This is a genomic window from Brevibacterium sp. GP-SGM9, assembly GCF_047300845.1.
Classification (GTDB): domain Bacteria; phylum Actinomycetota; class Actinomycetes; order Actinomycetales; family Brevibacteriaceae; genus Brevibacterium.
Genome location: NZ_CP178563.1, coordinates 2350507 through 2367879 on the forward strand (window position 1 = coordinate 2350507; position 17373 = coordinate 2367879).

Here is a 17373-nt window from a genome sequence, read left to right on the forward strand (position 1 = left end):
GCGGCGACTCAGACGCCGCTCACCAGCGGTGAGCGCCAGGGTGAAAGAGGACGCACATGTCACGGGTTCACGAATCAACATCACCGCCGGGACCACCTCGGCGGCGGTATTCGCTTCTCCTGCTCATCGTTCCCGTCGTCCTCTACGTCCTCACCCCGGTCGTGGCGAACACGGTCGAGCCGCGCATCTTCGGTCTGCCGTTCATCGTCACCTACACGATCATCGTCACGATCCTCACCTGGCTCTGCGTGTGGATGGCCGCCCGCGGCGACCACTTCTACCGCACCGACCGGCCTGAGCACATTCCCGCTGACGTCGCCTTCGGTGAGGACCACGCCATCGACGGCCCCGCCACCGGCAGCTCCGCCATCGAGGAGGCCGGGAAATGAGCACCTCCGCGATCATCGCCTGCATCATCTTCGGCCTCGCCATGCTCGCGACCATCGGCATCGGCGTCTGGTCCGGCCGCGGTCGGGAGAAGTCCCTCGACGAATGGTCGGTCTCGGGGCGCGGGCTCGGCGTCGTCTTCATCCTCCTGCTCATGGCCGGGGAAACCTACACGAGCTTCTCGTTCCTCGGCACCGCCGGCTGGTCGTACTCCTACGGCGTGCCGATCCTCTACCTCATCGGCTACCTGAGCATCGGCCTCGTCGTCGCCTACCTCGTCGGCCCGCTGTTCTGGACCTACGCGGCCCGGCACAAGCTCGTCAGCCTCTCCGACATCGTCGAACACCGGTTCCGCTCCCGCGGTCTGGCGATCCTCGTCGCCGTGCTCGCAACGATCTTCATCGTTCCCTACATCCAGCTGCAGATCCAAGGCATGGGCGCCGTGGTCAACGCCATGAGCTACGGGGCGATCGACCTCAAGGTCGCCGCCATCATCTCCTTCATCGTCGCCGAGGCGTTCATCCTCTTCTCCGGCCTGCGCGGTTCCGCATGGGTCAGTGCCCTCAAGGACGGACTCGTCATCCTCGCCGTGGCCTTCCTCGCCATCTATGTGCCGCTGCACTACTTCGACGGACTCGGCGGTCTGCTCGACAAGCTCGTCGTCGAGAAATCACAGTGGCTGACCTTCCCCGGTGCCGGGGAGGGCACCTACGGCAGCGCCTGGTTCATCTCGACGATCATCCTCAACGGGATCACGATCACCGTGTTCCCGACGTCGATCGCCGGGTACCTCTCGGGCACCTCGGCGAACGCCCTGCGCCGCAATTCGATCATCCTGCCCTGGTACCAGCTGCTGCTCCTCGTGCCGATGATGGTCGGCGTGGCCGCGCTCTTCGTCATCCCCGCCCTCAAGGACGCCGATCTGGCGCTGTTCTCCGTGGTCATCGACTCGCTGCCGGCTCCCCTCGTCGCGATCATCGGCGTCGCCGGGGCGCTCTCGGCGATCGTGCCGATGAGCGTGTACATGCTCTCGATCGGGTCGATGTGGGGCAGGACTGTCCTGGGCGGCGGCCTGGCCGGGCCGAAGAATGCTGCGGCGATGACGGCCGAAGAGACGGCGGTTCGCGGACTGCGGCAGAAGACGCTGTCCCAGTGGGTGTGCCTCATCGTCGGTGTGATCGCCCTGGTGATGAGCCTGCTCATGCCCGATGCGCTCGTCTCGCTCTCGGTGCTCAGCTATGAGGGGCTCGCGCAGGTGGTTCCGGCCGCGCTGCTCGCCCTCTACTGGCCGCGGATGAGCAAGCAGGCAGCAGGAGCCGGACTCATCGTCGGCTCCGTCGTCATGGTCGGCCTCCATTACACAGGCCACGATCCGCTGCTCGGCATCAACGGGGGCCTGTGGGCCGTCGCCGCCAACCTGATCGTCGTCGTAGCCGTCACTCTGGCCAAGCCGGATCCGCGGTGGGTGCCTGCGGCGCAGCGCAGACCACGCGCCGAGGCGGTCGCGGCGGAGTAGGCTGACAGAATCCGTCGTCGAGGAGAGGAATCATGACCATGAGTCCACGATCCGTCACTGCGATCACCGGTGCGACGGGGCACATCGGACGCATCGTCACCGATCTGCTCGGCAGCGCCGAGACCTCTCTGCGACTCATCGTCCGAGACGTGAGTCGGGCTCCGCAGGGTGTCGGCGACATCGCCGTGGCCGAATACGGGGATGCCGATGCCGCCACCAAGGCTCTGCGCGGCGTCGACGTCCTCTTCATGGTCTCCGCCGCCGAGAGCGCCGACCGACTCGAACAGCATCTGACCTTCATCGATGCCGCGGCCGCCGCCGGAGTGCGGCACGTGGTCTACCTGTCATTCCTCGGAGCCTCTCCCCAGGCCACGTTCACACTGGCGCGCACTCACTGGCACACCGAGGAGCGGCTTCGTGAATCCGGAATGGCGTGGACGTTCCTGCGGGACTCGTTCTATCTCGACTTCCTGCCCGCCATGGCCGGAGATGACGGCGTCATCCGCGGACCTGCAGAAACTGGCCGCGTCGGAGCCGTGACCAGGGGCGATGTCGCCCGCTGTGCGGCAGCGATCCTGCAGGATCCAGATGCCCATGTCGGCCGGTCCTATGACCTCACAGGCCCGCAGGCGCTGACCTTCGACGAGGTGGCCCGCACCGTCACCGAGGTGACCGGGAGGCCGACGACCTTCCACAACGAGACCGTCGACGAAGCCTACGAATCACGCCGACCCTATGGTGTGCCCGACTGGCAGCTCGACGCCTGGGTGTCGACGTACACCGCGATCGCGGCCGGTGAACTCGATGTCGTCACCGACTGCGTGGAACGGCTGACGGGAACCGCGCCCGTCAGCCTCGCCGAGATGCTCGAACAGGACTGAGCCGCTCGGGTGCCGGCAACCGTCGCGGCCTGCTGATCAGCACGACCCACCAGCACACGGATCCGAGCAGCAGAGGCAGAGTGACCAGCCACGACAGGACGGCCAATGCGGCCTTCGTCACCCACCCGTCTTCGCCGATCTGCGACCAGATGGAGATCCCCACGCTCAGGCAGATGAGCACCGAAGTGAGAATGATGAGCGCAAAGTAGAGGAACCGCCAAACCGGCTTCCTCGGATACATCCGATCCAACAGCGAGCCATCGCTGACAGCGTCACGACCATTTTCAGTCATCGAGCAGAGCCGCGGCGTACATCGGGCGGGCGGCGTCGGCGCTCGGCGGGTGGAACAGGCCAGCACTCGCGTCCCGTAAGAGACGTGAGAGCTCATGGCCGTTGTCGAAACCGCTGCCGCCGGCGCACATCAGCGCGGTCTCGGCAGTGCGACGGGCAGCCTCGGCAGCCTTGATCCTCGCTCCCACGAGGCGCAGCGGCCAACCGGCACCGTGATCGACGAGGCCGTCGAAGTCCCTGGCATAGGAATCGATCATCGCCGGGACGCTGAGGTAGTCGAGGTGGGCACCGGCCAGGCGCGCCCGAGTCTCGGGCACCTCGGCGAGAGTGGTCCCGGCCTTCGCGGACGTCCGCTTCTTCAGCCCAGCAGCCCCGAGCTCGAGCGCACGGGCAGCGACCCCGGCGTAGACGGCGGCGATGAGCAGCTGGAAATTGCTGGTGATCGCGAAGGTCAGCAGATCGGGATGCTTGCCGGCCGGGATGACTCGGGAGACGCGGTCGGGACGCAGGAGCACCTCGTCGAGGATCGTCGCCCGCGACTGGGAGGCCCGCATGCCCAGCACATCCCAGTGATCGGAGATCGTGATGCCCGGCTCCGAGCGTTCGATGAACCCGTAGACCAGCTGTCCCTCGGCCGGTTCCTCGGCATCGGGACCGGCGATCCCCTCGTCCTCGGGTGTGACGGCGCCGTGGACGATCAGCCGGGTCCACACCGGGGACAGGGAGGTGAAGATCTTCACCCCCGAGAGCAGGTACCCGCCGTCGGCGGTGGGCACCGCCTCGGTGTTCGACCCCTGCAGCACCCAGTCGTTCGACGGCTCGGAGATCCCGAAGGCGAAGATCTCACCGGCCATGACCTCGTCGAAGACCCAGTTGAGCGTCGAATCGCCGCGGTCGGCCATGGCCTTGACGACCCCGGTGCACATCAGGTGCATGTTGATCGCCAACGCGGTGGCCGGGGCCGCGCCGGCCAACCGCTGCTGCAGCCGAGTCACCTCGTGCAGGCTCAGCCCGGGACCGCCGTAGGCGTCGGGCACGAAGAGAGTGAGATAGCCGAGAGCCTTGAGCTCCTCGAGATCCTCGTCGAAGAAGCGGTTCTCCCGGTCGTAGATCGCCGCACGCTCGCGGAAGCGTTCGAGGACCTCGGCGGGCAGGTATTTCTCGGCCAGTTCACGATGGTGGGTCTCACGATCGGTCATCATCTCTCCTTGCTCGTGGGGTCGGGGTGGCGCGTGGGAGGGGATGTCATGGTCGCGGCCGGCGCAGCACGATCGCCCCGTTGTGTCCGCCGAAGCCGAAGGACGTCGAGAGAACGGTGTCGAGGCTCTCAATTTCGCGGGCCTGACCGGCCACGATGTCCCAGTCGTCGAATTCCGGATCGCCGAGGTTGAGCGTCGGTGGCAGCGTCTGTTCCCGCAGCGTGTGGACCGCGATGATCGCCTCGACGATCCCGGAGGCGCCGAGCAGGTGCCCGGTGGATGACTTCGTGGCGCTGATCGGAATCAGGTGTGCCGTGGCGCCGAGGGCCGCATCGAAGGCGGCGAGTTCGGCGGAATCACCGGCCGGGGTGCCGGTGGCGTGGGCGTTGATGTGGTCGATGTCGGAGGCGGTCAGGCCGGCATCGGCCAGGGCTTCGCGGACCGCCGCGGCGGCTCCGCGGCCTTCGGGATGCGGGTTCGTCGGATGGTGGGCGTCGCTGGCGGCTCCGAAGCCGGCGAGTTCGGCGAGCACCGCGGCGCCTCTGGCTGCGGCACCGGCGGCGGATTCGAGGAGGATCGCGCCGGCGCCCTGGCTCATCACGAATCCATTGCGTATCCGGTCGAAAGGGCGGCTGGCAGCGGTCGGGTCGTCTTCGAACCCGGCGGCGAGGGCGCGCATGTTCGCGTTCGAGGCGAGGTTGACCGGGCCCAGGCAGTCTTCCATGCCGATGACGAGCACGGCGTCGGCATAGCCGTGGCGGATGCGGCGCAGTCCCGCGCCGAGGCCGACCGCCCCGGAGGCGCAGGTGGCCGAGACCCCTTGGCCGGGGCCCCGGAAGTCATAGCGTTGGCTCAGCAGCGCCGCCGCCGAGTCCGGTGCCCCGTGGATCGCCAGGCTCAGGGGCACCGCGCGTGGTCCGCCGTCGAGGAGGGCCCGAGTGGCCTCCTGCATGGCGTCGACGGGACCGGAACCGGTGGCCGCGATGACGGCGATGCGCTGGCGGTCCCAAGGTAGATCGTCGACCGGGTTCGCGCCGAGCTCGGCGGGATTCGCGATCCCGGCCTGCCCGAGTGCTTGGTCGGCGGCGGCGATGGCCCAGTGCTGGACCGGGCTGAGTCGGCGGGCGAGCGCGCGGGGCAGGACCGCCTCGGCGTCGAAGTCTCTGACCTGTCCGCCGATGCGCACGGCGAGATCGGCGAACCGCTCACCGGCGAGGACGTCGATCGCACTCCGCCCGGTCCGCACCGACTCCCACAGGGTGTCGACGTCGTTGCCGCTGGGCGTGATCGCCCCCATCCCGGTGATGACGACGCTTCGGTCTTGCCGGTCTCGGTGCTCGTCGTTCACAGTCGCTGCCCTCGGCCCTTCATGATCTGGTCAACGGTTTCGCTGCGGCGAATCTTCCCGCCGACGGTGCGTGGCAGTCGGTCCAGTGCAAAGATGCGCCGCGGCACGAACTGCGGGGCCAGGTGCGCGCGAGCGTGCGCGAGGAGCGCTGTCTTATCGGGAAGTGCGGTCGCATGCCCGACCTCCACGACAAGGGCGACGATGCTGCCGAGGTTCGCATCGTCGAGCGCGACCGCGCAGACCTCGCCGAGGTCGTGGCCAGTCTCGCGCGAGGAAAACGTCTCGAATGCGCGTTCGACCTCGGGCAGGGAGACCTTGTAGCCGCCGGTGATGGCGATGTCGCCGGCTCGTCCGGCCAGCTGGAGCAGGCCGTTCTCGATCCGTCCCTGGTCATCGACGGTGGCCCAGCCGTCGGGTCCGCGCAGGACCGCCTCGGTGGTGCCGGTGACGTAGCCGTGAGAGCAGGCGGCCGCGTTGATCCACAGGGTGCCGATCTCGCCTTCGGGCAGCGGCGCCCCGTGTTCGTCTCGGATCTCGGCCCCGATGGTCGGGTAGATCGTGATCCACGTGCCGTCGCCGTCACGGCTGTCGCCGATGAATCCGATCTCCGCTGCCCCGTAATAGCTGATCAGACGGGTGTTCAGGAGGACCTCGCCGAGGCGGTCGCGGATGCTCGCGGGCAGGTTGGCACCCCCGGTGACGACGAGCTCGATCCCGGCGAAGCGTTCCGGATCGCGGGCGGCCGCCTCGGCGAGGGCTTTGACCACGGCGGGCACGGCGACGATGCGGGTGACGGATTCGACCTCGATTCGGCGGCCCATCTCGATCGGGGCGAACTCGTCGGCGACATGGACGCTGCCGCCGGTCGCGAGGCTCTCGACGACGGCGTAGAGGGTGAGGCTGTAAGAGACGGGCCCGGGGGCCAGCGTCGCCACCTCGGGCAGGGGTTCGAGGTGGGCCGAGGAGACCGCGACATTGTCCCGATACTGCTGTCGGGTCTTGATGAAGGCCTTGGGGTTGCTCGTCGTCCCCGAGGAGAAGAGCATGAGGAAGGGTTCGTCCGGCGCGCGGACGCTCGGCGGCGGGGCAGGTTCGACGGCGGCTTCGCGTGCCCGAAATTCGGTCGTGGTGATCACGGTTCCGGTCCACTCGGCGGCGGCGAGCGCCTCGGCGAGGTCGGTCGAGTCGCTGATGACCAGCCCGATGCCGGTGACACGGATGACCCGAACCTGATGTTCCAGGGGCCAGCGGGGATCGATGGTGGCGGAGACCGCGCGGTAGCCGGCGAGTCCGGCGATGATGCGCGAGGTGTGGAACGCCGAGGTGGTGCTGACCGCGGTGATCGGGATGCCCTCGGTCTCGGGTGCCGGGGTGGGCGGTTCGGGCTGGGCCCGGTGCAGGGAGTCGACGACGGCGACCATGGTCCGCGAGTCCGCGACGAGTTCGCCGTAGCTCAGTCGCTCGTCGCCGCCGACGAGGGCAAGCCGCTCGGGGTCACTGTCTGCGACCTCGAGGATCGTCGCGGTGATCGGCACGTCTGACCTCCTGGTTCCGGCCCCGGATGAACGCAGCTCTACGGGCCGGGTCCAGTATAGGCAGTCCTCAGTTCTCCGCAGGAGGGCATCCGTCGATCATTCATATACATTTCAGTATTCGAATACTTTGGTGTATCTTGAATGCATGAACACCTCCCGTCCCAGGATGTCGCGCGCAGAGAGCCAGCAGGAGACCCGGAACAGACTCATCGAATCGGCGGTCGACCTCTTCGCCGAGCACGGAGTCGACGCCACGTCACTCGTCGCCGTGGCGGAGAACGCGGGATTCAGCCGTGGAGCGATCCACGGCAACTTCACCGACAAGGACGAACTCGCCTCGGCGGCCATCGCATTCGTCATCGCCGACCTCGGCCCCGAGCTCACCCAGGCGCTGGGTACCGCGGGCCCAACTAATGACCGCCTGGCCGCATACATCACCACCCATGTCGGCTACTGCCGCCGACAGCCGGCGCGGGCAGCGGCCATCATCGCGGCCGTCGGCTACCTCGGTCGATCGACTCGGACCGGTCGTCCCGACGCGGACAGACCGGGCGAGCACACGCAGTCCTACGCTCGGCGCTCGGCCGATTCCGTCGCGGATCTCGTGGCGCTCTTCCAGGAGGGCCAGGCGCGAGGCGAGATGCGCGAGTTCGATCCGATCGCCATGGCCCTGTCGCTGCGCGCGGTCCTCGACACCGCAGTACCCACCCACACCGGCATCGATGCGGGCGAGATCGTCGCCCTCTTCGACCATGCGACGCGAGCCGAAACGGCTCGAGCACCGGAGGCACCTCAATGACCTGGAGTTATCGCATCACGGTTCGCGGCCGATTCTCGGACCTCGACGAACACCAATGTGAATATCTGCGCACCCACCAAGCCGAGCATGACATGTTCGCGGCTCGGTTCACTCCGGAGGGAACGTTCCTCTATACGCGCGAACTCGTGAACTATCAGCACCGGTTCTTCATCACCGTCGATGAGGTCAACCCCGATGACGCGGAACTCGAGGCCCGCGTCCGGGCCGAGGAGCTCGCCGGAGCTGACCTTGCCGGTCGCGGGCTCAGGGGGCGCACGGTCGACGTCTCCGCGGTCTGCATCGAGAGTCTCAAGATTCGTCCTGGAAGGCGCAGATGACGACAGATGCCCCAGAACAGCACCAGCGCAGGTCGGAGGGATCCGCACCGCACCTCGCAGCCGCGCTCCTGCTCGCGCGGGCAAAGAGCTCGGCGGACACTGCGATCGGCGGCGCGCTCACCCGCGTCGGCTTGTCTCTGGACGACCTCCTTCGACTCCGCCTCCTCGGCGTCCACTCAGAAGGTCTGGCACGGGATCAGCTTGCCTGGGAGATGAGCGAGACCCGTTCCCAGACGCTGCGCGCCACCCTGCCATTGGTCAAGCTCGGCTGGTTGACTCGCACGGACGACGGTGCATTCGTTCTCATCGACAGCGGCCGCGCCCTCATCGACCAAGCCGAGGGAATCGCCGAGAAGGCGGCCGAGCGCTGGTTCGCGGATGCGGCCCTCGATGTCGCCCAGGTAGCTGCCACGTTGAAACCTTGGACCGAAGATACCCGAGTCTGACACCGCGGCCGGCCTCACACCTGGAACTCGACCTCCCGGCCTGCGGCGGCGAGCGCCCGGATCCGTCCCCGGCAGGCGTACCAGCCGATGACCATGAGCACGCAGGCGATGATCGCGACGACCAGCGTCGCCGGGGAATCGACGAGGACCATGACGAGGACGACCGCGAGGAAAGTCAAGGTCAGGTAGCTCGTGTACGGGGCACCGATCATCCGGAACGAGGGACGCTCGAGCAGCCCCCGGTTCGCCCACCGGTGCAGACGCATCTGGCACAGCACGATCGTCGCCCAGGTGACGATGATGCCCACCGAGGAGACGCTGAGCACGATCTCGAATGCGTCGGCGGGCAGGAGGTAATTCAAGGGCACGCCGAGGAGGGCGACCGCGGCCGTGATGACGATACCGCCGTAGGGGACTCCGCTGCGATTCATCCGCTGGGCGAACCGAGGTGCGGATCCGGCCACGGACATCGAGCGCAGGATGCGGCCGGTCGAGTACAGACCGGCGTTGAGGGAGGACAGTGCCGCGGTGAGGACGACGAGGTTCATCACCGTGTCGGCGCCCTTGATGCCGATGAAGGAGAAGAAGGTGACGAACGGACTCTCCCCGTCCGAATACGCGGTGTAGGGCAGCAGCAGTGCGAGCAGCACGAGCGAGCCGACGTAGAAGACGGCGATGCGCAGCACCACGGAGTTGATCGCCTTCGGCATCACCTTCTCCGGGTTGGCGGTCTCTCCCGCGGCGGTGCCGACGAGCTCGATCGAGGCGTAGGCGAAGACGACGCCCTGCATGAGCAGGATCGCCGGCAGCACCCCGTTGGGGAAGATCCCGCCGGATTCGAAGAGCAGGCCGAGTCCGGGCTCGTGACCGGACACGGGAGTGCCGAAGATGAGGAAGCAGATTCCGACGATGAGGAACGCCACAAGAGCCGCGACCTTGACGAGGGCGAACCAGAATTCGAGCTCGCCGAAGACCTTGACCGAGATGACGTTGAGTCCGAGCACGGCGAGCAGGGCGATGAGCGCCCACGTCCACTGCGGCACCGCTGCGATCCACGCGACGTACTTGCCGAAGAAGCCCATGTAGAGGGCGGCCGCGGTGATGTCGACGATGGTCGTCGTCGCCCACACGAGCCAGTAGAACCAGCCGGCGATGAAGGCGGCCTTCTCCCCGAAGAACTCCCGCGCATAGGACACGAAGGACCCCGTCGTGGGTCGGTGGAGGACGAGCTCGCCGAGCGCCCGGAGGATGAAGAAGGCGAAGAGCCCGCAGATGGCGTAGGAGAGCACGATGGCCGGTCCCGCCTCGTGCAGGCGACCGCCCGCGCCGAGGAAGAGGCCGGTGCCGATGGCTCCGCCGATGGCGATCATCTGCACCTGCCGCGGGGCGAGATGCTTCTGATAGCCGGTGTCCTCGGCGGTGAGGTCGATCGTGGAGGTGGGCTCGACGGCCGCGCTGCGGTCAGGCCCGTGGTGATGAGTCATAGAAGTCCTCTGCTCAGGTGGATGAAGTCAGGTCAGTGCAGTCAGGTCGGTGCAGTCAGGTCAGTGGTGTCAGATGTGCGATTCACACGGTGCTCAGATTCGCGAGCCTCTCGGGCCGCAGGAGACGAGCGAGCTCCTCGGGTGTCATCAGCCCGTGCTCGAGCACGAGTTCGGCCACCCCGCGATTCGTCTCGAGCGCCTCCTTCGCGATCGAGGTCGCCGCGGCGTACCCGATGGTCGGGTTGAGCGCGGTGACGAGGCCGATCGACGCCTCGACCGAGGCACGGGTGGCCTCGGCGTTCGCGGTGATGCCCGCAACACAGCGCTCGGCCAGGGTGCGGCTGGCGGATTCGAGGTGGGAGATCGACTTGTGCAGGCTGTGCAGGATGACCGGTTCGAAGGCGTTGAGCTGCAGCTGTCCGGATTCGGCGGCCATGGTGATGGTGACATCGTTGCCGATGACCTCGAAGGCCACCTGGCTGACGACCTCGGGGATGACCGGGTTGATCTTGCCCGGCATGATCGACGATCCCGACTGCACGGCGGGCAGGTTGATCTCGCCGAGGCCGGCCCGGGGTCCCGAGGAGAGCAGCCGCAGGTCGTTGCAGATCTTCGAGAGCTTCACGGCGATGCGCTTGAGGACCCCGGAGAGGTGGACGAAGGATCCGACGTCCTGGGTCGCCTCGATGAGGTCCGGTGCGGTGATCAGAGGCAGCCCGGTGAGCTCGGCGAGCTGTTCGCGGACCTCTTCCGCATAGCCGAGGGCGGCGTTGAGGCCGGTGCCGATGGCCGTGGCGCCGAGATTGATCTCGTGGACGAGCTTCTCCGCCTCGGCGAGGCGCTCCCGATCCTCTCCCACGGTCACCGCGTAGCTGCCGAACTCCTGCCCCAGGGTCATCGGCACCGCATCCTGGAGCTGGGTGCGGCCCATCTTGACGATGTCGTGGAACTCCCGGGACTTCGCCGCGAACGACTCCTCGAGTTCGCCGAGTGCGGACAGCAGCCGCTTGATCGCGAAGATCGTGCCGAGCTTGACCGCGGTCGGGTAGGCGTCGTTCGTCGACTGGCTGAGGTTGACGTGGTCGTTCGGGCTGATCCGGGCATAGGTGCCGCGGGGCTGGCCGAGGATCTCGAGGGCCCGGTTGGCGATGACCTCGTTCGCGTTCATGTTCGACGACGTGCCTGCTCCGCCTTGGATGACGTTGACGGGAAACTGGTCGTGGAGGTGCCCGTCGAGGATCTCCCGGCAGGCGGCGACGATCGCGTCCCGCCGCTCGACGTCGAGGAGTCCGAGCGCGTGGTTGGCCCGGGCGGCCGCGAGTTTGACGGCCGCGAGCCCGCGGATCGCGTCCGGGTTCGATTCGAGAGTCTGCGCCGTGATCGGAAAGTTCTCCGTCGCCCGCAGCGTGTGGATGCCCCAATAGGCGTCCGCCGGGATCTCCCGATCGCCGAGGAGGTCGTGTTCGGTTCGTGTGTTCGTCGTGGTCATGCTCCCACCCCTGTCCGGTTGTCTTCGTGTATGAATCCGAGCCCGCCGAGGCGGTCCCAGATCTCCCGTGCCACGCGCAGTTCCCCGACCGCTCGGCCTCCCCCGACGACCGGCGCCGAGGTGAGCTCCGCCAGTGCCTCCGCCTCGGTTCCGAGGGCGGTGAGGATGGCCCGGGTGATCGGCAGGCGGGCACGGTCGGTTCCGTCGGCGATTTTCACGGCGATGCCGAGGGCACGCCCTCCCGGCGGTCGCAGGGCGAGGAGCTGCACCGCCTCGGCGCCGTCCTTGGCGATGAGCCCGGGAACCGTGCGCATCAGCGCGGTGACATCGCGTCCGGGACCTCCGACCATCTCCGGATGGGCGCGCATCGCCGCGGCCGCCCTGGCGGCACTCGTTCCCGGGGCGGCGGCCGCGAGTGCCGCGTAGGCGCGGGCGATCCCGCGCAGGGAGGATGAAGGCAGGGGCGTGCCGCAGCCGTCGGTGGTGAGCACATCGGCCGACTCCCCCGTGAGTTCGGCGACCGTGGCCGCGATGAGACGCTGCAGCGGATGCTCCGGGTCGAGGTAGTCCGCACGGCTCCAGCCGTTGATCATGCAGGTCGCGAGCATCGCGGCGTGTTTGCCCGAGCAGTTCTGCACCAGTCGGGTGCGCGTGCCGCCGGCCCGCAGGTGCTTCTCCCGTTCGGCGGCGCCGTAGGGCAGGTCGGGCGCATTGCCGAGATCAGACTCCTCGAGCCCATGCAGGCCGAGGATGCGGCGTGCCCCGGCGACGTGCTCCGGGGCACCCGAGTGGCTGGCGGCGGCGAGCGCGAGCAGTTCGGGTGGAAGGTCGAGCCCGGCCCGCAGCATCGCCGTCAGCTGCAGGGGTTTGAGTGTGGAGCGCGGGTAGAAGGGGGCCGCGGAGTCACCCGCGTCGACGAGGAGGTCCCCGGTCTCATCGACGGCGGCGAAGGCCCCGAGGTGCAGGCTTTCGACGAGGCCTCCGCGCGTGACTTCGACGAGCGGGATGTGCGCGGCGGGGCCGCAGGTCTCGGTGTGCTCGGCCGAAACGGGCAGGGTGGGTGAAGGCAGCGGCATCGTTCTACGGTCCTCGAGTTCAGGTGTGGGTTCTGTCGGTGTTCGCCGAGGCGGCGAGATCGGTGACGGCGTCGGCCACTCGCGCGAGGTGCTTGGCCATGGCCTCGCGGGCGAGGTCGGTCCGCCCCTGCTCGATGGCGCGGACGATCTGCGCGTGTTCGTCATCGGAGTCCGGCTGCCGGTGAGCCGCCAGGTTGAGCAGCTCCGACTGGGCGGTCAGGGCGCCGCGGAGTTCGGCGATGACGCTTTCGAAGACTCGGTTGCCGCTGGCGCGGGCGATGGCGATGTGGAGTTCGCCGTCGAGCTCGACCCATCCGCGCGGACTCGTCTCCGTGATCATCGCTTCGAGAAGGGAGTGCAGCTGAGCCACATCCTCGTCGGTGCGACGCTGGGCGGCGAGCTCAGCGGCCGGCACCTCAATATGAGGGCGGGCCTCGTGGAGGTCCTGCGAGGAGTATTCGCCGAGGTGCAGCCCTGTCGCCGGGGCCGCGGCGATGACGAAGGTGCCGCTGCCGGTCTTGGTCTCGGTCAGCCCCAGGGTCGCACACGAACGCAGCGCCTCTCGGATGACCGGCCTGCTCACGGCATAGCGGTCGGCGAGCTTGGCTTCGGAGGGAAGTCTGGCACCGATGGGAAACGTGCCTTCGGCGATCTCTGCCCGGAGCCTGCGGATGACTCCCTCGCCCGCTGACAGCCGTTCGACAGCGGTCGGATTGATGGCTCCCACGCTCGCCCCTCCAGCTCGTTCTGGTTCCTGGTGTCTCGATCAGCCGGGTCGCCGTGTTCGCAACCTGTCAAGCTGTATGACAGGTTGAGTGTAGCTCTGGTCACTCTCCCGCGGTCAATCTCAGCGCGGACGAATATCGCGATCTGAGATTCCGCCCGCTCAGGAACAATGAAGCCATGAGCGATTCGGACATTCCCCGCTGGCGCCGCGGCGATCAGATCCATTGGACCTATGTGAATCCCGCCCACCCCGGACTGCTTGACCAGCGCCCGGTCACCGTCATCGCCGATGACGACCGGCATCTGGCGGTGTGGCTGGAGTCGGGCACTCCGATGCTCCACCATGTGCTCGCCGACGGCAGGGGCATCCGCGAGGCCGATGGGCCCGCCCGCTTCGGCGCACCACGGGCGCAGGGCCTCAAGACCTGGCAGGGCGCCGGCATCGTCGCGGTCTTCCAACCCGGGAAGGACTACTCCGTGTGGTTCTTCGAGACCCCAGCTGCCTCCGCTCCACAGAACCCCTCACGTCCACAGGTCCCCCTGCCCCGCCGCGACTCCTTCTACGTCAACCTCGAGACTCCGTTCACCCGCTTCGAGACCGGGATCCTCACCTCGGACCATGTGCTCGACATCGTCGTCGCCGCCGATGGCTCCTACAGCCTCAAGGACGAGGACGAACTGGAGTTCGCCCTCGAGGCGGGCATGTTCTCTCCCGAGCAGGTGGCCCGGATCCGCAGCGCGGCAGACGGCGCCATCGCTGACATCGAAGCCTGGACCTTCCCCTTCGACTCGGCCTACACGGACTTCGCACCCGACCCGGACTGGCCGCTGCCCTCCCTGCCCGCCGAGGCCACCTGGACCTACGAAAGCTGAACAGCCCACCACACACGAAACACGGGCGCCGCGTCAGGAAACGGGTGGACACACCCGAATCTCGACACAGCGCCCGTGTTGCGCGTCAGACCTGAGCAATCAAACCTGAGCGATCAGCCTCAGTCGGCCACGTAGTACATGCGCTTGTTGACGAACTCGTCCATGCCGTAGGGCCCGAGCTCGCGGCCGAAGCCCGAGCGCTTGGTGCCGCCGAACGGGATCTCCGCGCCTTCACCGGCCGGGGTGTTGACGTTGGACATGCCGACGTCGAGGCGCTGGGCGAGCTTCGCGGCCCGCTCGGAATCCTTCGCGAACACGGCGCCGCCGAGGCCGAAGCGGGTGTCGTTGGCCAGCTTGAGTGCTTCGTCGTCGCTGGTCACCTTGTACACGGTGGCCACGGGTCCGAAGAGCTCCTCGCGGTAGGCGTCCATGTCCGAGGTGACTCCGGTGAGCACGGCCGGGGAGACGTAGGCCGAACCGTCGCTGGCGAGTTCGCCGCCGACGAGTGTCGCGCCCTGCTCGACGGCGCGATCGAGCTGCTTGCGCAGATTCTCGGCCGCACCGCGGGAGGACAGGGGCGAGTATTTGCCGTCGCCCGCCTCGGCGGGGGTGCCCTTCGTCCAGTCCTGGGCGCGCTGGGTCAGCCCGGACACGAAGTCCTCGTAGATGTCGTCCATGACGATCATGCGCTTGTTGGCATTGCAGACCTGACCGGTGTTGTACAGGCGGGTGCCCCAGGCGGTGTCGACTGCCTCGTCCATGTCGTCGGTGTCGAGGATGATGTAGGGGTCGGAGCCGCCGAGCTCGAGCACGGCCTTCTTGAGGTTCTTGCCCGCGATGGCGGCCACGGCGGATCCCGCACGCTCGGAACCGGTCAGGGACACGCCCTCGACGCGGTCATCGGCGATGATCGTCTCGATCTGCTCGTGGGTGGCGTAGACATTGGCGTACACGCCTTCGGGGATGCCCGCCTCCTTCATCAGTTCGGCGATCTTCGCCGAGGAGCGGGGGCAGATCTCCGCGTGCTTGAGGATGATCGTGTTGCCCAGCACCAGGTTGGGCGCGGCGAAGCGGGCCACCTGGTAGTAGGGGAAGTTCCAGGGCATGATGCCCAGCAGCGCGCCGACGGGGCGGCGCTGGATGAAGGCCTTGCCGCCGGACATCGACTTGATCGGCTCGTCCGCGGCGAACTCCGGGCCGTTGTCGGCGTAGTAGTTGAAGATGGCTTCGCAGAACTCGGCCTCTTCGATGCCTTCGGCGACGGGCTTGCCCATCTCTTCGGCGATGATGTTCGCGAGCTCTTCCTTGCGCTCTCCGAACAGGGCGGCGACCTTGTTGACGACGGCGGCGCGCTCTTCGATCGTCTTCTCACGCCAGGCCAGGAAGCCGTCGTGAGCCGCACCGAGGACCTCGTCGATCTGTGCGTCGGTCGCATTGTCGAACTTCTCGACGACTTCACCGGTGGCCGGGTTCTCGACGCGGTAGCCGCCTGCAGCGCTTCCTACATTGCTCATTCCAGACTCCTTCGACTTGGGGCGCCGGTCGGGCGCCGTCCGAGATAGGTGCATCGCCGATCGCCGTCGGAATCGACGGATCGCGTATGCCTGTCTCTCACGCTATCAACACGTGACCTGCGCAACAAGTGGCGGAAGCTGGGGGAATCATCAGTCGACGATGCGGAGGGACACCCTCGCCGAGGTGGTGCGGATTCCGTGCCCACGTGCACGAAATCCGCACTCAAGTGCCACCCGGGTCACCGTTTCGGCGGCGACCCGGGTGGCCCTCCGCTCAGAAGATCGAGCTGTAGGCGTTGAGCGCGAGCTGCCCGCCGAGGTGGGCGTAGAGGACCGTGGAATCCGCGGCGATGTCGCCCTGCCCGACGAGGTCGAGCAGTCCGGCCATGGACTTGCCCTCGTAGACGGGGTCGAGGATGACGCCCTCGAGTCGGGCGGTGGTGCGGATCGCGCCCACGGTCGACTCGTCGGGGATGCCGTAGGCCGGCCCTTCCCAGCCGGGGCGGATGTCGACCTCGGCGTCGGTGATCTCCCGACCGAGACCGATGAGCTGGGCCGCATTGTTCGCGATGCGCTTGACCTGGTCGCGAGTCTTGTCCAAGGTGGCCGAGGCGTCGATGCCGATGACGGTGCGCTTCGGGCCGCCGGCGGCCTCGAGGGCGGCGAACCCGGCGATCATTCCCGCGTGGGTCGAGCCGGTGACGGTGCAGACGACGATGGTGTCGAAGAAGACGCCGAGGGTCTTCTCCTGCTCGGCGACCTCGTAGGCCCAGTTGACGAAGCCGAGGGCCCCGAACTTGTGCTCCGAGGCTCCGGCCGGGATCGGGTAGGGCTTGCCGCCGGAGGCCTCGACCTCGGCGATGGCCTCTTCCCAGCTCGAGCGGATGCCGATGTCGAAGCCGGCCGAGTCGAGACTGACGTCGGCACCCATGATGCGCGAGAGCTCGATGTTGCCGACCTTGTCGTTGACCGGATCGTCCCAGTCGACCCAGCGCTCCTGGACGAGGCGGGCCTTCAGCCCGAGGTGCGCGGCGACAGCGGCGACCTGGCGGGTGTGGTTGGACTGGTAGCCGCCGATCGAGACGAGGGTGTCCGCACCCGAGGCGAGGATGTCGGGGACGATGTATTCGAGCTTGCGGGTCTTGTTCCCGCCGAAGGCGAGTCCGGAGTTCACGTCCTCGCGCTTGGCCCAGACCCGGGCCCCGCCGAGGTGGTCGCCCAGTCGTGCGAGTTCATGGACGGGGCTCGGCCCGAAGGTGAGCGGATAGCGGTCGAAGTCGGTGATGGCCATGGAGTGCTCTCCTCGAGACGTGGGTTCGGGTGGGTAGGTGTAGGGGCATAGATGTGGATAGGGGGGTGCAATATGCAATATATTGCATGTCGGCAGTGCTTACAATAGTCGTGCAGAAAGTCCCGCTCATTTCGAACGCCCCAGACCTGCCGACTCAGACCCAGCGACCTTCAGACGAAA

General features: G+C 67.5%; 17 protein-coding genes. 7 read left to right on the plus strand and 10 right to left on the minus strand.

Translation table 11 applies throughout. The features are described 5' to 3' along the window. The first annotated feature begins 56 nt into the window (after positions 1–56). The 3 genes from ACH82I_RS10620 to ACH82I_RS10630 are packed head-to-tail and all read left to right on the plus strand — an operon-like array spanning position 57 to position 2784. Positions 57–389, plus strand: coding sequence for a DUF3311 domain-containing protein (locus ACH82I_RS10620; protein ID WP_230745533.1), 333 nt, complete (start codon positions 57–59; stop codon positions 387–389). Then, positions 386–1903, plus strand: a complete 1518-nt coding sequence (locus ACH82I_RS10625) for a sodium:solute symporter family protein (protein WP_230745534.1) — start codon at positions 386–388, stop codon at positions 1901–1903. The genes ACH82I_RS10620 and ACH82I_RS10625 overlap by 4 nt, the downstream gene beginning before the upstream one ends. Positions 1904–1941: 38 nt before the next feature. Then, on the plus strand, positions 1942–2784 hold the full coding sequence (locus ACH82I_RS10630) for an SDR family oxidoreductase (protein ID WP_230745535.1): 843 nt from the start codon (positions 1942–1944) through the stop codon (positions 2782–2784). On the opposite strand, the gene ACH82I_RS10635 is transcribed toward ACH82I_RS10630, so the two are convergent. From ACH82I_RS10635 to ACH82I_RS10650, 4 genes are read right to left on the minus strand one after another with little or no spacing between them, the layout of a single operon-like run. Beyond that, positions 2753–3076 (minus strand): hypothetical protein, encoded by a 324-nt coding sequence (locus ACH82I_RS10635; protein ID WP_230745536.1) that lies wholly within the window; start codon positions 3074–3076, stop codon positions 2753–2755. The genes ACH82I_RS10630 and ACH82I_RS10635 overlap by 32 nt on opposite strands. Beyond that, on the minus strand, positions 3069–4274 hold the full coding sequence (locus tag ACH82I_RS10640; protein WP_230745864.1) for an acyl-CoA dehydrogenase family protein: 1206 nt from the start codon (positions 4272–4274) through the stop codon (positions 3069–3071). Before ACH82I_RS10640 ends, ACH82I_RS10635 begins: the two co-directional genes overlap by 8 nt. A 46-nt stretch (positions 4275–4320) precedes the next feature. After that, the gene (locus ACH82I_RS10645) at positions 4321–5622 is read right to left on the minus strand and encodes a beta-ketoacyl-[acyl-carrier-protein] synthase family protein (protein WP_413332467.1); all 1302 of its coding nucleotides are present in this window, start codon (positions 5620–5622) and stop codon (positions 4321–4323) included. Next, positions 5619–7157, minus strand: coding sequence for a class I adenylate-forming enzyme family protein (locus ACH82I_RS10650; RefSeq protein WP_413332469.1), 1539 nt, complete (start codon positions 7155–7157; stop codon positions 5619–5621). The genes ACH82I_RS10645 and ACH82I_RS10650 overlap by 4 nt, the downstream gene beginning before the upstream one ends. A 145-nt stretch (positions 7158–7302) precedes the next feature. Between ACH82I_RS10650 and ACH82I_RS10655 the strand changes: the two genes are divergently transcribed. Genes ACH82I_RS10655 through ACH82I_RS10665 form a run of 3 tightly spaced genes read left to right on the plus strand, consistent with a single transcriptional unit; the run spans position 7303 to position 8740 of the window. Further along, positions 7303–7956, plus strand: coding sequence for a TetR/AcrR family transcriptional regulator (locus ACH82I_RS10655; protein ID WP_230745538.1), 654 nt, complete (start codon positions 7303–7305; stop codon positions 7954–7956). Then, positions 7953–8294, plus strand: coding sequence for a DUF6204 family protein (locus tag ACH82I_RS10660; protein WP_413332472.1), 342 nt, complete (start codon positions 7953–7955; stop codon positions 8292–8294). The genes ACH82I_RS10655 and ACH82I_RS10660 overlap by 4 nt, the downstream gene beginning before the upstream one ends. Next, a complete protein-coding gene (locus ACH82I_RS10665) occupies positions 8291–8740 on the plus strand; it encodes a hypothetical protein (protein ID WP_413332474.1) in 450 nt (149 codons plus the stop codon). The genes ACH82I_RS10660 and ACH82I_RS10665 overlap by 4 nt, the downstream gene beginning before the upstream one ends. Positions 8741–8754: 14 nt before the next feature. Here ACH82I_RS10665 and ACH82I_RS10670 read toward each other — a convergent pair whose 3' ends face one another. From ACH82I_RS10670 to ACH82I_RS10685, 4 genes are all read right to left on the minus strand, one after another. Continuing rightward, the gene (locus tag ACH82I_RS10670) at positions 8755–10224 is read right to left on the minus strand and encodes an amino acid permease (protein WP_413332476.1); all 1470 of its coding nucleotides are present in this window, start codon (positions 10222–10224) and stop codon (positions 8755–8757) included. Between the two features lie 82 nt (positions 10225–10306). Continuing rightward, positions 10307–11713 carry an aspartate ammonia-lyase gene (locus ACH82I_RS10675; RefSeq protein WP_413332478.1) on the minus strand — a complete coding sequence of 469 codons (1407 nt, stop codon included), beginning with the start codon at positions 11711–11713 and terminating at the stop codon, positions 10307–10309. Next, positions 11710–12783 (minus strand): asparaginase, encoded by a 1074-nt coding sequence (locus ACH82I_RS10680; protein WP_413336755.1) that lies wholly within the window; start codon positions 12781–12783, stop codon positions 11710–11712. The genes ACH82I_RS10675 and ACH82I_RS10680 overlap by 4 nt, the downstream gene beginning before the upstream one ends. A 25-nt stretch (positions 12784–12808) precedes the next feature. Next, complete coding sequence (locus ACH82I_RS10685; protein WP_413332480.1) at positions 12809–13516, minus strand: FadR/GntR family transcriptional regulator; 708 nt, start codon at positions 13514–13516, stop codon at positions 12809–12811. 176 nt (positions 13517–13692) lie between these two features. On the opposite strand from ACH82I_RS10685, the gene ACH82I_RS10690 reads away from it, so the two are divergent. Beyond that, on the plus strand, positions 13693–14388 hold the full coding sequence (locus tag ACH82I_RS10690) for a DUF402 domain-containing protein (protein WP_413332482.1): 696 nt from the start codon (positions 13693–13695) through the stop codon (positions 14386–14388). 119 nt (positions 14389–14507) lie between these two features. Here the strand turns inward: ACH82I_RS10690 and ACH82I_RS10695 are convergent, their stop codons facing one another. Both ACH82I_RS10695 and ACH82I_RS10700 read right to left on the minus strand, forming a co-directional pair. Then, positions 14508–15902 carry an NAD-dependent succinate-semialdehyde dehydrogenase gene (locus ACH82I_RS10695; protein WP_413332483.1) on the minus strand — a complete coding sequence of 465 codons (1395 nt, stop codon included), beginning with the start codon at positions 15900–15902 and terminating at the stop codon, positions 14508–14510. A gap of 274 nt (positions 15903–16176) precedes the next feature. Then, positions 16177–17193: a 1-aminocyclopropane-1-carboxylate deaminase gene (locus ACH82I_RS10700; protein WP_413332485.1), complete on the minus strand. Its 1017-nt coding sequence runs from the start codon at positions 17191–17193 to the stop codon at positions 16177–16179. Between the last annotated feature and the right edge of the window lie 180 nt (positions 17194–17373).